Origin of the sequence: Psychrobacter sp. APC 3426, assembly GCF_030408035.1 — a bacterium.
Taxonomy (GTDB): domain Bacteria; phylum Pseudomonadota; class Gammaproteobacteria; order Pseudomonadales; family Moraxellaceae; genus Psychrobacter.
The window spans coordinates 56,679-76,845 of the sequence record NZ_JASDCF010000012.1 but is presented as its reverse complement, the minus strand read 5'-3'; the positions used below and the strand labels follow the sequence as shown (position 1 = coordinate 76,845).

General features: G+C 43.0%; 10 protein-coding genes. 3 read left to right on the top strand and 7 right to left on the bottom strand.

Features of this window, described 5'->3' with window-relative positions:
- Positions 1-199 precede the first annotated feature (199 nt).
- The 3 genes from QL919_RS08025 to QL919_RS08015 form a co-directional block, all read right to left on the bottom strand.
- Entirely contained in the window at positions 200-2,302 is a 2,103-nt protein-coding gene (locus tag QL919_RS08025; RefSeq protein WP_290189036.1) for a hypothetical protein, read from the bottom strand.
- Between the two features lie 113 nt (positions 2,303-2,415).
- Positions 2,416-2,880, bottom strand: a complete 465-nt coding sequence (locus tag QL919_RS08020) for a hypothetical protein (RefSeq protein ID WP_290189035.1) — start codon at positions 2,878-2,880, stop codon at positions 2,416-2,418.
- Between the two features lie 718 nt (positions 2,881-3,598).
- Positions 3,599-6,688, bottom strand: coding sequence for a hypothetical protein (locus tag QL919_RS08015; protein ID WP_290189034.1), 3,090 nt, complete (start codon positions 6,686-6,688; stop codon positions 3,599-3,601).
- An 826-nt stretch (positions 6,689-7,514) separates the two neighbouring features.
- Between QL919_RS08015 and aceE the strand changes: the two genes are divergently transcribed.
- Positions 7,515-10,328, top strand: a complete 2,814-nt coding sequence (gene aceE / locus QL919_RS08010) for a pyruvate dehydrogenase (acetyl-transferring), homodimeric type (protein ID WP_290189033.1) — start codon at positions 7,515-7,517, stop codon at positions 10,326-10,328.
- A gap of 25 nt (positions 10,329-10,353) precedes the next feature.
- A complete protein-coding gene (locus QL919_RS08005; RefSeq protein ID WP_290189032.1) occupies positions 10,354-12,108 on the top strand; it encodes a 2-oxo acid dehydrogenase subunit E2 in 1,755 nt (584 codons plus the stop codon).
- Between the two features lie 182 nt (positions 12,109-12,290).
- Here the strand turns inward: QL919_RS08005 and QL919_RS08000 are convergent, their stop codons facing one another.
- The gene (locus QL919_RS08000; RefSeq protein WP_290189031.1) at positions 12,291-12,920 is read right to left on the bottom strand and encodes an OmpW family outer membrane protein; all 630 of its coding nucleotides are present in this window, start codon (positions 12,918-12,920) and stop codon (positions 12,291-12,293) included.
- Positions 12,921-13,703: 783 nt separating this feature from the next.
- Here QL919_RS08000 and QL919_RS07995 point away from each other — a divergent pair.
- Positions 13,704-14,687: an ion transporter gene (locus tag QL919_RS07995; protein ID WP_290189030.1), complete on the top strand. Its 984-nt coding sequence runs from the start codon at positions 13,704-13,706 to the stop codon at positions 14,685-14,687.
- A gap of 280 nt (positions 14,688-14,967) precedes the next feature.
- Here QL919_RS07995 and QL919_RS07990 read toward each other — a convergent pair whose 3' ends face one another.
- The 3 genes from QL919_RS07990 to QL919_RS07980 form a co-directional block, all read right to left on the bottom strand.
- Positions 14,968-15,615 carry a TerD family protein gene (locus tag QL919_RS07990; protein WP_290189029.1) on the bottom strand — a complete coding sequence of 216 codons (648 nt, stop codon included), beginning with the start codon at positions 15,613-15,615 and terminating at the stop codon, positions 14,968-14,970.
- Between the two features lie 82 nt (positions 15,616-15,697).
- Entirely contained in the window at positions 15,698-16,861 is a 1,164-nt protein-coding gene (locus tag QL919_RS07985; RefSeq protein WP_290189028.1) for a WYL domain-containing protein, read from the bottom strand.
- Positions 16,862-17,009: 148 nt separating this feature from the next.
- Entirely contained in the window at positions 17,010-19,886 is a 2,877-nt protein-coding gene (locus QL919_RS07980) for an ATP-binding protein (protein ID WP_290189027.1), read from the bottom strand.
- Between the last annotated feature and the right edge of the window lie 281 nt (positions 19,887-20,167).

Sequence of the window (20,167 nt, the reverse complement as noted above, 5' to 3'; positions counted from 1 at the left end):
TCAACGCGGATACCCTGGCGGTACGCGATGATGTGTGTGTAAGCGTTGTCTGTATACGAGTAGTCATATATGTTACTTATCCAATAAAACAAGAAATAATACTTGGGGTAAAGCTTAAAGTTGGGTATTACAGGTAATCTGGTTACCTGTAATACTCCTAAAGTTAATTATTAAAAAACACTTATTAAATATTTACGACTTAAGGATTCACTTTGATAGAGAAAGTCATCGTACCATCACTTGAAATTGGTAAAGTATCAAACTTAGTAGTAATGATAGCTCCAGCACCACTATCTGTAACACCAGCATCTGAAGTACCAATTAAGCCTTTAAGGTCGTCTTGATAAGTTGATTGAGCCTCCCACTGTGACTTGGCATCCGATATAGTCACGTCTGTCAAATCTTTAGTGGTAAAGGTATTGGTCGCTGTCACTTTATAGACGATACAATCAAAAGGTTCAGCATTGATAGCAGTAGTACCGTCTGAGAAACTCAGGCTATCTAGGCCAGTTCCAGTTGGGCAGGTAAGACCTTGATTGCCATCGGCAGACACTACAGCCGCTAGTTTCACTAACTTAAGGCCTTGGATTTCTGTGGTATTAGTCACATCAGGAACAGTAGGTGCCAAATCGCCACCAGGGGTAACTGTGACAGTATTGGTTTCATCGGTAACGTCGATATCATCATTAGTACCATCTGATATCACAGTATAACCAATCTCAACAGTGCTGCCTGTAGTAGGCGTCTCACCGTCTGCAGCCTCGTTTGGTACCAGAGTGACGCTATCAGGTATAGTATAAGTACCGTCACCATTATCAGTTAAAGGAGCTTTGGTAGTGCCACCATCCGTTGAGTAGTAAGGTACGTTATTGGTCTTATCAATTGAAAGCGCATTACTCGTATCTGGATCTGTTAATGTGATGGTGATTGGGCGATCCGTACCACCTTCATTTTCATTACCTTCGTTGGTAATGGTATGCGTGTAAGTTACTTCACCTTTAACAGCCACTTCTTGGTTATCAGCATCAGTGATGCTTATGTCACGATCGGTAAAGGTAATAGTTGGTGTGGTATCTTCACCAGGAGTGCCTGGACCATCACCATCTTCAGGGACATTAGGACTATCTAAAGTGTCATCTGTACTATCTGTGATGTCATAGCTATTAGGGTCATCAGGATTTGGCGTTGTATCATCATAGCTATCGTAGACAGTAGCATGGTTAGTCGCACTACCTGCAGCTCTTAATACATCGACCTCGATTTCGACTTTGAAACTGACAGTCAAGTCTGCTGCAACTGCTAAACTTGGCACAGTGACATCAATAATCTGACGACCATCAGCATCTGTACCAGTTGTTACAACTGTAGCACCACTTGGCAAGGTGACATCACCATTCAGTTTCATACCTTTAGGCAATACATCACGAATGACAAAGTTATCTGCCTCAACACTATAATCTGTTTTGACGTTAGTGACTTTAATACTGTAATCGATATCAGTGTCAGCAGAATTTAGGTCTAGGCTATTACAGTTAGTCTTACTTTGACAAATAGCAGACTTCTCAATTTTGAATACTGGTACCGTAACAATAGTTTGGTTTTCGTTGATTAATTCTGCTTTAGCTGGTTCTGCTGCTGTAATAAAGGTACTGGTTGCTTTTAAAGTACCAACACCGATATTGCCGCCTGTCTGATCGCCAGTCGCTGCTTGGTAGCTAAGCTCAGCTTCTAGACCTGGTAGAAGGGTGATCGTACTATCATTAGGGATTGTACCAGTAGCAGTATTACCAGAAATTGATAGGCCGGAAGCGGCGTTTTGTGCTACTAGATCGTCCTTTTCAGCTTGAGTAAGACCACTGACATCAATCGCATAGTCAATATCTGCTACGCCAAGAGCATAATCTGGATCTTTTGTTGCGATATTTGAGTTATTACCAGTGGTTTCGATGGTATAAGTATCAGTAACGTTACCGTTGTTGGCTAAGATATGGTTAAACTCAGTCGTGGTATTCGGTGTGGCAGCGATGTCTTCGTTCTTTTCATCAACAACATCATCAGAAGTAGCAACCAATGAGAAGTTCGCTGTTTCGCTGATATTTACAATAACTTCATTAGACTCAACTTCTGGCTGAAATTCAGTATCATTACCGACTTTATATTTCGCAGTTGCGATGTTTTTGATACCAGCTGCGCCTGTGCTTACTGCACCAGACTCAGTAGTCGCCATAGCACCAGTTGATACGCCCATCAGCGCGGCAACGCCGACAGCGAGTAGGGTGTGATTGAATAGATTTGGTTTCATAAAGAAGTCCTAAAAGGTTAAAGCAAAGTATTGCAGGTTAAAGAGAAAGCTCTAAATAGCGAATAAATAAAATAATTATTTATTGGCTTAAAAGGAGATTTGATTGGTAATAATTAATTGACAATAGTATTGAGCGATACATCAGCAGATTTTTTTGCAGGTAATAGCTTAATGTTCCAGCGTAATGCACGGTATTCAGACAGTGGGATTTTGACTAGCTTGCCATTGACTTTGCGCATCAAGGGCATGTCGGCATAGTTTTTTCCATCGATACTGGCTTGTGCGCTGGTTGGATGAGCCTCCCCAGTGAATGTCATATTGGCTGGGACAGGTAGCGTTACTGCCAAGTCACTGATGTCTTTGTTAATCGTGTTGGTGTAAGTGGCCTTGTACTGAACGACAGTACCTGCAGCAGCATTTCTGACAGGCAAGTAAACTGTTTTGCCTTCGGCATCTTTTGCTACTTTATTGGCAGTCAGCTCCATAGAGAGCGCGTCTTCTGCATAGGCTGCGCTCAGTGCGGCAGTCGATACCACACCAGCGATTAAGATACTACGTAAATAATTAAAACCTTTCATTGGGTATTCCTTCCTAAAATCACGACTATCAATGCAACCTTTACTTTACAGCTCATAGTATGACGTGATTAAGTAAATACGCTATAAATCACTATAATGAGTAGCTACGCTGATAGAAACGAGAAAATGTTCTCAAGGGTATTATTACAAAGCCTTTACAAACATTCACTATAAAAACGATGAGCGGTACTATTTAACCGCCCTATGGTAAGTGTATTATCATATAGACGTTATAGTACTTAGGATAACGACTGCATGTCTAAAATTCTAAATATAAGTGCCTGATATAATAGGTAAAAAATTACAGATGGTTCTTTATATATTGAAAGAGATGGTTATCTAATTGTAAAAACATAACAAATGACGACTTATTATTACACAACTATTTAAGTGAACCTTGTCAGCTGCCTTATAGTCGTCATTACCGTCATTGATGTTATCTATTGCTTTGTATCTGATCTTCGTGTTGTGCCACTTATAACTGAGCAAGAATCATGCCATGATAGTTAATAATCAGATGCTGTATCAGTTCCTATCGATTGTCTAAAGCTATGATGCACATACTTTACTTTGTTATCTTAGCGGCAGCCAATAGTTACTGATAAAGCATGGCTGTTTATTCAAATAGACCTTATCACAAGGACAAGGTCTATTTGAAGTCAGACTTTTTTAGAGCAGTCAAAATACCTAACGAGGTAAGGGGGTATTAATCGACTTCTCATTTACCGTATTGGGTATTGAAATAGAATGAACGCACGGCTTTACCATTTAAGTTAAATGGCTGAGTGCTTATCGTACCGTTGTATCCTATCGCTCTATCAGTAGCGAAGCCATCAGCTGTGCTAACCGCGTCAGCCAGCGTTGATGTCACTGTAGCGCCGCCAACACCGTCTTTTTGCAAGGTGTCGCTGACAACGATGTCATTAAGATCGATATTGCCGCGATTGGTTGCGGTGATTTTATAGGCGATACACTGACCAGGATCAACGTTCGTGCTAGGCGGTTGATCGCTAAATCCTACCATTGGGTCAGAGGTCGGCTGATTAATCGCTGGATTCGTCAAATCTAGTGTATCGTCGCACTGATGTACGTATTGAGACTTAGTAAGCACTAACGCAGACTGATTTCTTATAACTTCACCAAAGTCAAGATTTAGAGTATTACCTGTATTGTCTTGCACCCCTGTTTTATAGTTAAACAATCCCGACTTCAGAGTAAACTCATACTCATTCGGCGTAGTATCTACAGGGTAGTCGCTCCACGGATCTGGTTCTATTTCGGTAATACAAACGGTATTATTATCCGGTAATTTATCTGCTTGTACTATAAAATTATACTGGCCTGAGATTGGTATAGATTGAGGGTTAGGGCTGTTTGTAGCATCGATAATAGTACCGTTACAATCATTTAAACTCACCTTTAGATCAGGATGAGATAAGCCTGACTCGACCGACGAGTCGAATTGACCATTGAAGTAAGACGAGTTACCTGTAAAGGTGCTCGATGTATCAAATTTATCTTCGCTAGAAATACCACCATTGTCATTGAACACTATACCCGAGAAGGTATATTGAGACGGCGTGTTAGTAACGTTACAAGTAATCTCATCACCATAGCTCACATTATTTATAGCAAAGGTGCGACGCGTACCAGCAGCATTCACTGGCATCTCACCACTACTAAAGACTTCATTAGTGCCAGTGGTTGCGTTTGAACACGTATAAGTGGTCTGGTAATCAAGTAGATTACCATTGATAATTCCCTCAGAGACCGTATAGTTAACTCCTTCAGTCAGAGTGGTGACTGTGGTTGTGTTATCAGTGACTACATCACCGGATCCAGTCGTCGTAAAAGCTTGTACAAAAGCATTATTATCCGTGCGACGCAATTCAATACGGAATTGATCATCGCCGTCCACGCGGCTACCATCTAACAGTTTGTTCACGATGATCTGAGGTGGTGCAAGGCAAAAGTAGAAATCAGAGTAGCCAACGGTGTGTGGGCTTCTTCTTCTTTCGGTAAATGAATTGTTGTGCTTTAGGCTAAAAGGCGTATTGGCAGTGTTGTAACCCCAAGTTGCGTCGATAGTACACTCGCCAACGCCACAGTTCTTTTCTCTAATAGCAGTAACGATATTTCTACCAGAGTTGATGGTGTGAAAAACATCATTAAATGTAAGCTGACCACCACTATTAGAGACATCAACTTGTTCAATATAAGGTATCTGACCTGAGGCAATAGTAGAGTCCAAGTCTTGTATTTTGTAGCCGGACTTACTAATAGTACGATTTATACTAATGTCTAAAATATGGTTAGTTTCTACCGCAGCAGAGACATGTTGCATATTGATAGCAGAGGTGGTTACGCCATTAATAGAACCAAAATAGGGAGGAGTGCCGTTATTGCTATTCAAGTTCCTGATACCAGAGAAGCTAATCAAAAATGTCTTGTTACCTGCAGACTCTTCAAAGGTAAAAGTCCTTGATGTATTTCCAGAAGTCCAGTTTAGCAGTTGGGAATTTATAGGACTAAACGATGGAGGATTGGCACCTATATAATACATTTTATGACCGCTTGGACAAGTAGCAGGCGTATTAAAGGATCCACCGTCAAATATAGAAGTGACGCTATTCGTATCAGAGCTACTCTTGTCGGCTAGTGTTGTGTGGCTGATAGTCGCAGTATTAGTAACATCGGTTCCTGATGCAGCAGTGACCAGAGTAGGTACTTTGATACTATAACTTTTGCCAGCGGCAAGAGTGGGAATAGTAAAACCTGTTGATCGTTCTAGTTGAGTCACAGTAGGCGGTGTGCTACACACATTGGCAGTATCGGAGGTATCACAAGTAATGTTAGATTGTTTACTGAGTCCCGATACAACAGGATCTTTTAAGATAATATTTTGTAGAGCATTACCACCTGTATTGGTGACTTTGATGGTATAAGTAGTTGTATTATTAGTGCTAATACTGGTCACATTATCCGTTTTACTAATCTCGTAAGACTGCGACGGCGGCGCGTAACAGTAGTTGTCTAAACTGATATCCACCTCTTGATTCGTTGGAGATGAATTGATCAGAGTTCCCGTATTGGTATAACTGATCATCACTGAACTTACAGGTTCAGGAAACTGGATAGAGCCTTGGCAACGAGTATCTAGATTTTGTGCTGAGCAATTATTGCTGCGGCCTGTACTACCACCAGTAAACAAACCTCGTTGTTCAAAGTTAGTAATGAAAGAACCGGGTATGCTCTGCTGTCTACTAAGTATTTCACGTCCATCTTCTGTTATACCGCTAAATTTAACATAATCATAGAAGCGATTGCCTCTACGGTTTGCATAATCAATATCAAAAGCACTCAAGGCAACGTTGGTCAGATATAAAGGCTCTTTAGTAAGGCTATTGCGAAAATTCAATGTAATATCGGTTGATGCTGACGTATTAGGAAAGGTGCGTCTGATATTAATAGCGGTCTTGCCTGAATTAGTAAAAGGTTCATACGCGCTTTGAACAGTATTGGTACTAGACTCTTGTAGAGTCGTTCGAATTTCTAAAGGTATATTACCAGAGACAGCAATGTAGTTGTTGGAATTAGTAGCCGATACTAGATTACTATAATCACTAGAGGTTAAGCTGCCCTGAAAGCTATTAGCTGGACAAGTTGCACCAGGATTGTCTTCTAATGCAAACACAGAGCTACTGACCAATAACAGCACCATAAAGCCCATCAGGCTCAGTAGTTGGTATGTATAGTTACCAGAGTTACGTGAACTGACTGAATCTAAAAAGTGTTGAGCTTTATGCATGGCACCATTTCCAATAATTAGAATGTGTGAAAAAGTATGAGAAAAAACGTTAATAAAAAATACTTTTCCTACAATATTATTACAGATTGAATATAGATTAGCATCTAATAGACGACAGTCGGTAGTTTTCACAGCTCCAATGGCAATACCCTAGCGATATCTAAATAGGAGTGTCACAAAACACTTAACGTTTTTTCATTGAAATAAGGTGCGTCAGGATTGTTTACATTTGTGCCTGAGAGGGTCTGCACTAGGGCGTGTCCTCAATCTGAACGATTGCATCTAAATGGGCTAAAAATGGCTAAATTTTGCCAAACGGCGTCAAATAACTGGCTAGTATCCCGATATTATCTGCGTTATTTTCCTTGTTTGACTTCAATTTATCTCATTTTTATCATCATTTTCAAAATCAGGACACGCCCTAGTGGTTAATTATTGACTGGTGGCATGTAATTGGATTTTTATCTACAAAGTAATAGGTAGTATCGATAGCGTATATGCGTCCAATTGCGTATCAAACGTATCGTAAGCTATAATTATTTACTTAATAACTAATCATTATTTATTTAAAAAATACATCTCATATCGCCATTTTCTCAGCGCTATAAACAACTCGCCAATAAGCGCCTATAATAAAGACTCATTATCATTTAATGGTCATATATAGCAGTCGACACATCTCTTAAAGTACATCAAAACCACTCCTATAAAATTAACAAGGAAGTCATTGAGTAAACCATGCGCACACGACAGTATTGAGTAATACATTGATTTAATAATTCCCTGTTATAAAGCAGGGCTGACCAATAAAAAAGGACAAACAAAGATGAATTATTATAAGGATGCTGATAGCACCGAAACCCAAGAGTGGCTGGAAGCCTTCGAATCTGTGATTAAACATGCGGACAAGGATCGCGCACAGTTTTTATTAAAAGCTCTATATAACATGGCAGTTCAAGAAGACCTGCCGTTCAACCGTCTCGATACCGCCTATATCAATACCATCGCCGTTGAAGATGAGCCAATGTACCCTGGCGATTTGACCATTGAGCGAAAGATTCGTGCTTTGATTCGCTACAATGCGCTCGCGATGGTGATGCGCGCCAACAAAAACGATGACGATTTGGGTGGACACTTAGCGACATTTGCTTCTAGTGCCACGCTTTATGAGACAGGGTTTAACCATTTCTTCCGAGCCGCAAGTGATCACTTCGGTGGTGATATGATTTATTATCAAGGTCACTCAGCGCCCGGTATCTATGCCCGTTCTTATCTAGAAGGTCGTTTAACGGAAGATCAGCTAGACAACTTCCGTCGTGAAGTTGGTGGTAAAGGGCTGTCAAGTTATCCGCATCCATACTTAATGCCTGACTATTGGCAGTTCCCTACGGTATCGATGGGGCTTGGTCCTATTATGTCCATTTATCATGCCCACGTGCATCGCTATATGGAAAACCGCGGGTTACTTGAAAGAGAAGACCGTAAAATTTGGACGTTCTTGGGTGATGGTGAGACGGATGAGCCAGAAAGCTTGGGCGCGATTTCTCTCGCTGGTCGTGAGAAGCTGGACAACTTAATTTGGGTGGTTAACTGTAATCTACAGCGCCTTGATGGCCCGGTACGTGGTAACGGCAAAATTATCCAAGAGCTAGAATCGGTATTCCGCGGTGCAGGCTGGCGTGTAATTAAGGTTATTTGGGGCGGCAATTGGGATACGCTGCTTGATAAAGATGTGACAGGCGTGCTCAAACATCGTATGGAAGAAGTGGTCGATGGTGAGTACCAGCTATATGAAGCCCGTACCCCTGAGTTTACGCGTAAAGAGTTCTTTGGCAAATATCCTGAGCTAGAGGAGATGGCAAACGAGCTGTCTGACCATGATATCGCGCGTCTAAACCGTGGTGGTCATGATCCGATGAAGGTTTATGCCGCCTTTAGTGAAGCGATGAAAACCAAAGGTCAGCCAACCGTCGTCTTGGTAAAAACCGTTAAAGGCTATGGTTTATCCACGCAAGCGCAAGCGGTGAATAAATCACATCAAATTAAAAAACTCGACCACGAAGCTTTGATGTATTTCCGTGATCGCTTTGATTTACCCTTTAGCGATGAGGAGTTAGAGACGCTGCCGTTTTATCGTCCAAAAGAAGATTCACTCGAGATGAAGTACCTAAAAGGTCGCCGTGAAGCGTTAGGTGGTCATCTGCCCAATCGCCGCAGTGGTCATATTCCGCTGAACATTCCAGATTTGTCTATTTTTGATCGCGTGCTTAAAGGCAGTAACGGTAAAGAGCAATCGACCACCATGGTGTTTGTACGCTTGCTATCAGCGATGCTAAAAAATAAAGACATCCAAGATCGTGTTGTGCCTATCGTTCCTGATGAAGCGCGTACTTTTGGTCTAGAAGGCATGTTCCGTCAATTGGGTATTTATTCAGCTTCTGGACAGAAATATACACCAGAAGACAGTGAAGCGTTGATGGGTTATAAAGAAGCCATCGACGGTCACATGCTAGAAGAAGGCATCAATGAAGCAGGCGCGATGAGTACATGGATTGCGCTAGCAACCAGCTATTCAGTGAACGCACTGCCGATGATTCCAATGTATATCTATTATTCAATGTTTGGCTTCCAGCGCGTAGGGGACTTGGCGTGGGCAGCGGGTGATTGTCAGGCGCAAGGGTTTTTATTCGGTGCGACCGCTGGGCGTACAACACTGAATGGCGAAGGTTTGCAGCATCAAGATGGTCACTCACAGATATTATTTAACGTTGTACCGAACTGTGTGACCTATGATCCTTGCTTTGGATATGAGTTGGCAGTTGTCATGCATGATGGCCTACGCCGTATGTATGGCGAGGGCGAACGCGTTTATTATTACTTGACCTTAATGAATGAAAACTACGAACAACCAGCGATGCCAGAAGGCATAGAAGAAGGCATCAAGCGTGGTATGTATTTGCTTGAGGACAATGGTTCAAGTCAGGTGCAGCTATTAGGTTCTGGTGTTATTTTACGCGAAGTACAAAAAGCGGCGAAAATTCTAAAGGACGAGTTTAATATCACGTCCAACGTTTGGAGTGTGACCAGCTTTAACGAGCTAACTCGTGATGCTATGGCATGTGATGATTACAACCGTCTGCATCCAATGGATGAAGAAAGAGTGCCTTGGGTCACTGAGCAATTAGCGCCGCACGAAGGGATTGTGGTCGCAGCGACTGATTATATGCGCAATTACTCAGAGCAGATTCGTGCTTGGTTGCCAGACAGCCGTCCTTACACGACTTTAGGTACCGATGGTTATGGTCGCTCAGACACTCGTGAAAAACTGCGAAGCTTTTTCAACGTTGATGCAGCGCATATCGTCGTTGCGACATTGAAACGCTTAGCGGATGAAGGTGAGGTTGAGATGCGCTTGGTTAAAGACGCTATTTCAAGTTTAGGGATCGATGTGGATCAGCCACCTGCATGGCAGCAACAGCCTTATTTTGACCATTCTCCCGATGCACCAGCCCCTGGTAATGTCAACCCACATCCTGTGCCTGAGTTTGTCGGTGAAGATGATGATGAGATTAGCACTGAGGGCCGTGCAGAAGACCAAGCTGACGCGACTTTACTCAATGATGGCGATGTCAAAGAATAATAACCATAAGACAAGGAGATAAACCATGGACATTAAAGCCCCCGATTTGGGTGTCGATAGCGCCGAAGTCAGCGAGATTATGGTAGAAGTTGGCGACGTCATTGAAAAAGATGACAACATTATTTTATTGGAATCTGACAAGGCTTCGTTTGAAGTACCAAGCTCGGCTGCTGGTAAGGTGAGTAAAATCAGTGTCGCTGTTGGCGATGAAGTCAGCGAAGGTATGGTGCTGATTGAGCTTGAAAGCGATTCTGACACTGATAGTGAAGACAGCAGCAGTGAGAGCGATGATATTGAAAAAGATGATGCTAAAAAAGATGATGAGCCAACCAGTGACAATAATGACACCACTGTCGCTAGTGAAAATAAAACTCAAGCACCAGAGACTTCTGATAGCAATGCTGATGCTAAGCCTGCAAACGATTCAGGAAAGGCGACCACTCATGCCTTGCCTGATTTGGGTGTGGATGAAGCGCAGGTTGCTGAGATTATGGTCAGTGTTGGCGATGTCGTCAGTGCCGATCAGTCAATTTTGCTGATTGAGTCTGACAAAGCCTCAGTTGAAGTGCCAGCACCAGAGGCTGGCAAGATTGAAAAGATACTGGTCGCAGCAGGTGATATGGTTGCCAATGGGCAAGACTTTATTGTCATCATCGGTACAAGTGAGTCACAGCCAGATAATGCCAAGCCAAAGGCATCTGAATCTCAAGGCTCGAAATCAGCTGAATCTGATAATAAAGCAGACAAAGTCGATAAAAAAACGACGGATGAGCCTAAACAGTCAGCTAAATCTACTAATAATGCTGCCAATAATACTGGCGAAAAATTGAGCGAAGCACAAGTCAATGAAAAGCTGGTCGATGTCTATGCTGGTCCTGCTGTGCGTAAGCTTGCGCGGCAATTGGGCGTAGATATCAGCCAAGTGACTGGCTCAGCGCTTAATGATCGTATCCTTAAAGAAGACTTGTTTGCACATGTCAAAGACAGTCTTAGCAAGCAGAAAGCTGCACCGACCAACAGCAATGTATCGAGCTCTGCCGGTCTGCCAAGTTTACCCGATATGAGCAATGCTGAGATTTGGGGTGAGACTGAGATACAAGACCTCAGCCGTCTACAAAAAGTCTCAATACCACAGCTCAACTACAATACCTTGCTGCCGCAAGTGACACAGTTTGATTTGTCTGATATTACTGAGACAGAAAAACTGCGCGGTGAGTTAAAAGGTGGCATGAAAGCTGAAGGCATTGGCTTCACTATTTTAGCCTTTGTGGTAAAAGCAACCGCCTATGCTCTGACACAGCATCCACGCTTTAACAGTCATTTGAGCGATGACAATACGCAAATTGTCTTACGCAAAAGTGTCAATATGGGGATTGCAGTAGCGACTGATGATGGTCTGATAGTGCCAGTCATCAAAAACGTACAAGACAAAGGGCTTAAGCAAATTGCCATTGAGATTGGTGAGCTTGCTGTCAAAGCGCGTGACAAAAAGCTAGGCACTAAAGATTTGCAGGGTGCAAGCTTTACGATATCGAGCCAAGGCAACTTAGGCGGTACGGCATTTACGCCATTGGTTAATTGGCCACAAGTCGGTATCTTGGGTGTCTCTGAAGCCACCAAGCAACCACGCTGGAATGACGCTAAGCAAACGTTTGAGCCGCGTCTCATGCTGCCACTGTCATTGTCTTATGATCACCGCGTGATTAATGGCGCTGATGCTGCTGTGTTCACCCGATATATCGCCACACTATTGGCTGATCCACGTCGTATTTTGCTATAGGTCGGTTGAGTTTTTTAACATTACATAAATCTTATATCATGAGGGTCGTGAAGAAAGTCATCTGCGGATGGCTTTTTTCATACCTATATGATTCTCAGTTTTATTAAACGATAGAGACAAAGAAGCCAGCTATTCAGCTGGCTTCTTCTATTTATTATACTTGCTCTATAGCATTTGGCTAATTAGAAGCTTTTAACAAAAGCAACGCCATATACCCAAGGGCTGATATCTACTTCACCTAAATCAGTACCGTTTAGGCTAGCATCTGTTTTGATGTCCATATAGCGCGCATCAATACGGAAAGATTCAGTTGCAGCAAAAGGAATATCCAAGCCGATATGACCTGCAACGCCCACACTATCGTCTAGTTCTAAATCGTTACCATTACCTAGATAGACTCTCTCTTTAAAGAAAGTGGTGTAGTTCACACCAACACCAACGAAAGGCTTCACATTCATAGGCAGGTTATAGCCATCGAAGTGATACTGTACAGAGAGAGTAGGTGGCAGGTGCTGAGTTTTTGCATCAACCTCATTGCCATTTGTATCAGTTAGCGTGATGTCATGGTGAAATGGAATCGCTGCAAGTAGTTCAACACCAATGTTGTTGGCAACAAAATACTCACCACTGATGGTTGGGCGGACATCGCCATCAACATCAACAGATAAACCATTATTCAAAGTACCGTTGTCACTTTTAGGGTCTACATAGTGAGCACCGGCAGCCACTGTCCAAGTACCAGCAGGTACTGCAAAAGCAGAGGTCATAGTAAGTGCAGTAGCAGCGGCTAAAACTAGGGATTGTAGTTTCATCGTTTGATTCCTTAACGTAATAGAGGATTATTAATCAGCTTCTAATGAGGGATGACATCAGTTACCGATACACAATGTTATGATTATTGATTAATCTGTAACATAGTTTCTCTATTATAATACAAAACCATTTTTACTGTAAGGTAATAAGCGGATATTACGACCGTCTGTCCGATAAGTTACAATAGAGTATCTCGATACAATAGATTTCCTATCTTAAAGTCTCATGATATAGCGTAGTTATTTTGGCTATCAGCAGTACAAGTGTTTGAATGTCCAGTAGACCCTAATATTGTAAATTTAGATTATCTCTTTCAATTCGATAGTCATTGATTTAGCATGTTTTGATTTATCTCGCTAAATAAGGTGCAATATAATATGCTCGGTTATTGCAGTAACTCTCCTTTGCGATGTGAAAACGCACGTACGGCGCAGCTATTAAATTCAGTTAATAACTGTTGCCCTGAGTGTCACCTCTATTTGCTACCTGCTCAGGATGTTAGCCAGCAGTTGCGCACTGATGAGCAGTTCTTGCGATTGTCTGTTTTAGCGATTGCATTTATGCTGTTGGCCGCAGTCTACATTTATTATATAAATTTTGTATAATTAACTGGCGGCGCTGTTTTTATTTTTTATCGGCAGTTTTTGTCATTTTTATTACTATTAGTAAAATGAGGGCAGACTCCGAAAACAGTCGATGCTTAGACCAATAGATATTATCTGCTGTAATGATGGTTTGTTTTTTACTCATATAAGTTCGGTGTTTCACCGCATAGGGACAGCATGCTACTCCAGTCTATACGGCGCTTGCGTCTTTTTGTCTATGATATTTTACAAAATGATGAACACGACACGTTATTTAGTCGCTACGTTGATTATTTTCTGATTTTTTTAATCATGACCAACGTGGCAGCGGTGATTGCTGAGTCTGTAGACAGCTGGTACTACCCTTATCAGGACTATTTTACTTGGTTTGAAAACTTCTCCATTGTCATCTTTTCTATCGAGTATTTACTGCGCCTATGGAGTGTCGCTGAAGCCAAACCAGATAATACGACGTGGCGTCAGCGCTGGGATTGGCTGAGAAGTCCTTCAGCAATGATTGACCTTATCGCCATCGTACCAGCGTTTTTGAATTTCTTTGTCTCCATCGATTTACGTTTCTTACGCATTTTGCGTCTCTTCCGTATTCTAAAGCTGACGCGCTACTTTGCTTCGATGCGCATTTTATTGGTGGTTATCAGCAAGGAAAAAGGGTCATTCCAAGCGGTTATCTTTATTTTAATCATTATGATTGTGACCGCCTCTAGTGGAATTTATTTGGTAGAAAACCATGCCCAGCCAGACGAGTTTGAGTCGATACCCAAAGCAATGTGGTGGGCAGTGGTCACGCTGACAACCGTAGGCTATGGCGATGTGACGCCCATTACCAATGCGGGCAAGATATTGGGGGCGGTCATTACGATATTGGGTGTGGGTCTAGCGGCACTCCCTGCTGGTATTTTGGCGACAGGTCTGGCAAACGAGCTTGCCCAACGCCGTGAAGAGTTAGAGCAGCATTTTCGGGAGCAGCTGATTGATAGTGATTTTGACTTGGTGCAGAATCAGATGATGATTGATAAAATTCGACGTCAGCTCGGTCTGGATAAAGAGCAGGCACAAAATATCGTTTTACAAGTATTACGTGAGCAAGAACTTGAGCGCCGTGAAAGAGAAGTGGAGCGGCGACAAAAGAACTTTTGTCCGCATTGCGGTGAAGCATTATAAATATAGTTAGTGAAAAGTAATATCGATACATTACGCGCTGCTGATATCAATTTTTCTTGCTTGCTGTGCCTGCGCAGACAGAGGCTACAAAAAATTGATATCAACAATACCGTAGCGTTTTTAGGGTATTTTGACTATAGGTTAGCTGGCAGTGAATAAGCGAACGTTTATATATAGGTGATTTGCAGCGATTGCTGCCAAAAAGAGAAGTCGTAAAAAATGGTGCTGCGTTTTGATACGCAGCACCATTTTTATTATATGAGATTATCTTGACCCGATTTTACACGCCTTGCGGAATAGGCAGTGCACGCGCTAATTCATGGGCGACTTGCTGTGCTGCTGTTGCCAAGTCTTCGGCAGCAAGCGGTAAATTCTGCAGTGTTAAATGCCAGTCGTCGACCTCTCGACGCAAATGTGCGACCCAAAGCGTCGTGCAATCTTTTGGAAGTTGCTTGAGGTTCACCTCAAAACATCGATTGCCTTCATCATCACTCAGATGGATCTCGCCTTTATTGACTCTAAAAAAGGGCTGACCGTGATAAGAGTTGGCAATCATAGCGATATGAGTGATGTGGGCTGGAATTTTATCCAAGTATAGTCTGATTTGCTCTTGATCTAATGGCGCCAAATACATGGCATGTTCACCGCGATCTTTGCCGTTGAGACTGTCCCCTTGATGCCTAACAGACTCGGACTTATCTCGCAGCTGTTTGAACCAGACAATGTCACTAATGGTGCAATTGTCATCATATAATACACAAGCAATATCAAGATCAATCGCGCCTTGGTTCTTTTTGAAGCGCTTAAACATACCCTTAGGTTTGGTTTTGGTAAATTCGTAGTTTAGCGAAAAAAATAAAGTCCCCGCATCTACTCCCAGTCCTCTAAGACTATCTGAAAGTAGTGGCGATGGGGTAGTGGTCGACATAGTATTCCTTGTAGAGTATCGGTTTTTAGTCGTTATTATAATGATGAGTATGATTGAACGCTTTTGTCATTATTCATAATCATTATTCGTTACTGCTTTGTTCTTTAGTGTTTTGATCATCAATAGCTTCATCGTCTAATGGTCTGTCCAATACCGCTTGATATAGTAGGTTAGGCTTGGCATCTAATAGACCACTGCCAAAACCACGTAACCACCAAACCAGCTGTGAGGTTAGATTGACGGTGGCTTGTACGCTCAATGTCTCATCAGTGTTCAATGTGACGATTTGGTCGTCACTGAGCTTGCTTTCAGTGAGGCTCTTGCCCGCCTGCTTGGTGAATTGTAGCTCAATAGGTGTGTTTTTTCCATGATTGGGCAGCTCACGGAACAAGGGATGACTAAAGCCCATGCCACCGGCATCTAAATAACTGTCGAGTTGGAAGTCATCAGGAGTCTGTGCAGCGCTTTCTAAAATCTCAACACTGGCAAATCGATGTAAGGCAAAGGTGCGGATGATGGCTTCTGCATCGTCAGTACGAGTTGCCAGTAGGTAAATGATAATGCCACGCTGAATGATAGCAATGGGGTTTAGAATGTATTCACTGGCTTGCGATTTATTGCTGCGGGTATAGCAGGCTTTGATTTGTAACTGATAAAAAAGCGCGTGATAAATATTGTCTTTGCTATCCAAATCGATATGCGGTGCAATCAATGGTTGCGTAGCCGGCTCGATACGCACTCTGTCTATCCATGAATGGGTAACCTTGCTGTTTTTCAGCTGCCGCCTTGCTAAGTCAAACCACGGAAACAACTCATCTAGAATCACTGGTGGTAGTAGCTGAGTTAGATTGGCCTCTACCATATTGAAAGCAACCGCTTGCGATAGATTCATGTGCGGTAAGCTTTGGAGTGGTGCATCATCACGCCAGCGCCAACCTTGTGGATTGGCATTGTTTTTTTCAATAGGAAAGCGTTTGGCAAGCGCGTTTAGGTCACGCTGAACGGTACGCAGACTGATATCAAAACCTGCCATCATCAGCTGCTCATAGATATGAGTTGTCCCCACCCAACGATTACGCTGTAGCTGTGATAACACTTGCCACTGGCGAGCCGTCGTCGCTGCGCCATGGCGATTGTCACTGCTATCTCCTGAGGCATTGTTTTCCTCAGCCGCCATCATGTTGGCTGGCTCAGCAGCTTCTGTTTGAGCGTGAGGGTGGTCGGCGTCAGTAGAATGTACAGTCATTGAGAGATAACCTTTATAGAGTGACGAGTTGGCTTTTTTATCTTATTGAGTCACGAGCTGTTTATCATCGCAGAAAAGCCTCTTAGCGTCTAGCAACGTTGTCATGTGTTTATACTGATGCTGATGTTGTTGATAGTGAGATTTAGGCTTAACCGGACTCGTCGGTAAACGAATGGTTGTCACCTTTAACCATATCCTGCTCACTATCTACAATTTTTTTTCTACTATTGATATCGTCTTTGCACTTATCTTTTTCTTTTTTGTCCTGTTTCTTTTGACGTTTTGCCTTACGTTTCTTTTTTTCTTTCTTTTTTGACTTTTTATCATCAATATCGCCATTACCATCTTGGTTATCATCCCACAGCATCAGACGGCTTAAGACTTTGCCAAATAGGGTTTCTTTACGGTAGCGACCTTTTTTGTTCATGGTATCAACAGGCAAGCCGGTCATCAGTGTCAGTGCTTCACTCAACGTATGGATACCATAAATATGAAACTCACCCGCTTTGACAGCAGCAATGATATCGTCACGCAACATGAGCTGTTTGACATTAGCCATGGGAATGACCACGCCTTGGTTTCCCGTCAGTTCTTGCTCACGGCAGGCATCAAAGAAACCGGCGATTTTGGCATTGATGCCACCAACTGCTTGCACTTCGCCTAGCTGATTCATAGAGCCAGTAATGGCGAACGACTGGTCAATTGGCACGTTTGCTAAGGCGGACAGTAGCGCACAGCCTTCGCTGACGGTGGCGCTATCGCCATCGATATGCGCGTAGCTTTGCTCAAAGGCGAGCGAAGCGCTAAAGTTGAGCGCATGATGCTGACTGAATAACGCGCGCAAATAGCTGGTCATAATGAGCATGCCCTTGGCGTGTAAGCTACCACCCAAATCCACATCACGCTCGATGTCGAGAATCTCACCGGTACCGATATTCGGTTGAATGACCGCAGTTAGACGGGCTGGCATGCCAAACTCACTATCCGCGTAGCTGACCACGGTTAGGGCATTGACTTGCCCGACAGCACTTCCCTGAGTTTGGATGAGCTGCTGACCATTTTTGAGCTCATCCCAATATAGGTCACGCAAGTATCCTGAACGCTCGTCCATATCATCAATGGCTTGTGTGACATGATGGGCATCGACGATACTTTTACCGCTTAAACGTGCGTGGCGGTTAGACTCATGCAATAGCTTAATCAATAAGTCACTGTGCAAGCTTAAGCGGTCTTGGTCTTCTGCTTGCAAGCTTAAGTGCTCGAGTAGGGCAGCTTGTGCACTACGATCAAATGGATAAAGATTGGCATAATCAATGATATCGGCCATTTTTGCGACCAGTGCCAGCTCGTGTTCACTGGTGCGAGTGACGTCGTCATGAAAATCAGCACGTACCTTAAATACCGCGTCAAACTCAGGCTCAAGCTCTAATAGCTCGTAATACAAGTCTGCTTCGCCCAATAAGATTACCTTGATATCAAGGTCAATGGGTGCCGGTGCTAATGATAAGCTCCCTGTTAGTGTCAGCATCTGCTCAAGGCTTGACAGTTTGATTTTGCGCGATTGTAGCGCGCGCTTTAGACCTTGCCATGCATAAGGGTGCTCAAGCAAGTGGCTCGCTTCTAACAATAGGTAGCCGCCATTTGCCCGATGCAGGGCACCGGCTCGAATCATACTAACATCGGTGGTCACCGTGCCTAATTGGGTGATTTGCTCGACATGACCCAATAAGTTCAGATGCGTCGGCAAGTCCTCAAAGATAACGGGTGCGCCACTATCTGGCATGTGACTAACGATGACATTGACTGCATAACGACTCGGTGTGGTGGCCAAAACCGCCGTCACAAACTCTTCATCATCACCATTGACGATGCGCTCTACATGCGTAACCATATCGGCAAATATGGCTTTGAGATAGTCAACGACCAATGGGTGACTGGCAAACTGCTCATAAATAGGCGTAAACAAAGGTTGCAGTGCACGACGCGCAATATTGCGATGTAGTGCTTCTATGGCATCATTGGCTTCGTCTTCTAACTGCTCTAAGGCGATGGTCAGTTGACTTAAGCGTTTTTGCATATGGTTCTTTTGGACAAAGTTACTCAGCTCAGCTTCGTATTCACTACTGCCGTATTCAGTCTCGTTATCGGCAACAGCCTTTTTGCTAGCAGTGGTCGTTTTCTTGCTTTCTCCGATGACTGATGTGTTTTGACTGCTGATAGAAGTTTTGTCATCTGTATTATCGGTATTATTACCTTCAGTCGCAGCTTGATTAGTTTCTGTTGCCAGTTGACTGGGATGTACAAACACCGCTTTATTATCAAAAGAGCGAAACGTCAATGCCAAGTCATATTGCTTGCCTTCAGCATTAAGCACATCATAAGCCTGACTTTCTTTTTGATGCGTGTCATTTTTGATGGCTTCAATTTTGCTTTGATATTGGTCACTACGAAAGCGCTGACTCAGTCTTTTTTTGGCTTGTTGCCATAAGTGATTGACTTGCTGCTGCAGTAGCGATGCTTGCCCAGCAGGCAGGCGTAAGGCGAGCGGTGTGCGCGGGTCGGTGAAATTATGCACATAAACCCAGTCATCCGGCGTTGGTGCATCAGCGGCAATACGCGTCAGTAAACGACTAATGACCGTACGCTTGCCCAAGCCGTTTTCACCAGCTGCAAATACATGATAGCCACTGGCTTTGATATCCAAAGCCGTTTGTAATGCTTTTAACGCACGCTGTTGACCAAAGCCCACATCTAAATCTGGCGCGGTACGTGTGTCTGAGGGCAGCTCATCGGCGTCACTATAGCGTTTTAACTGCTCAGCGCTCACAAGACAACGCTGTTTTACGTCAACAAATAGTGGGTGCGGCGTTTCAGGCGTGGCTTTACTATCGTCTTTTAATGCGTCTGTCAGTGTTTCTGAAGATGTATCTTTCAATTCAGCAGAGGGTATTGTCATATCAGTGGTGTCTTTTTTATTAGCCTTTCTTGATACTTGAGCGGTAGAGGCATGTTTCTGTTGGGTCATAAGCGTAAGGTATGTCGTCTTAAAAAGTGAAGTGAGTTTTTGAGCAAGCAGAATGTTTTTTTATTCAGTCTTTACTTATTGGGTAATGCGTTTGGGTAGTCAGTCTTTTTTGATAAATAGCCGTTAATAAAGACATCTTACAAGATATGGTGTCATGTTAATTCAGTAGTTAAATAAAGTTTTGTATCATCATGAAAGAATGGCGTGTTGAATATAATAAATGCAAAAGAATGGTGGGTTTCGCGCTCGTAATTAAGAATAACGCCTCAAAGCCCACGCAG

Excerpts from the sequence above, each read along its gene's own strand:
- QL919_RS08025 (WP_290189036.1), bottom strand. The coding sequence starts at position 2,302 with ATGAAACCAAATCTATTCAATCACACCCTACTCGCTGTCGGCGTTGCC.
- QL919_RS08015 (WP_290189034.1), bottom strand. The coding sequence starts at position 6,688 with ATGCATAAAGCTCAACACTTTTTAGATTCAGTCAGTTCACGTAACTCT.
- QL919_RS07980 (WP_290189027.1), bottom strand. The coding sequence starts at position 19,886 with ATGACCCAACAGAAACATGCCTCTACCGCTCAAGTATCAAGAAAGGCT.
- QL919_RS08000 (WP_290189031.1), bottom strand. The coding sequence starts at position 12,920 with ATGAAACTACAATCCCTAGTTTTAGCCGCTGCTACTGCACTTACTATG.
- QL919_RS07995 (WP_290189030.1), top strand. The coding sequence starts at position 13,704 with ATGCTACTCCAGTCTATACGGCGCTTGCGTCTTTTTGTCTATGATATT.
- aceE (WP_290189033.1), top strand. The coding sequence starts at position 7,515 with ATGAATTATTATAAGGATGCTGATAGCACCGAAACCCAAGAGTGGCTG.
- QL919_RS08005 (WP_290189032.1), top strand. The coding sequence starts at position 10,354 with ATGGACATTAAAGCCCCCGATTTGGGTGTCGATAGCGCCGAAGTCAGC.
- QL919_RS07990 (WP_290189029.1), bottom strand. The coding sequence starts at position 15,615 with ATGTCGACCACTACCCCATCGCCACTACTTTCAGATAGTCTTAGAGGA.
- QL919_RS07985 (WP_290189028.1), bottom strand. The coding sequence starts at position 16,861 with ATGACTGTACATTCTACTGACGCCGACCACCCTCACGCTCAAACAGAA.
- QL919_RS08020 (WP_290189035.1), bottom strand. The coding sequence starts at position 2,880 with ATGAAAGGTTTTAATTATTTACGTAGTATCTTAATCGCTGGTGTGGTA.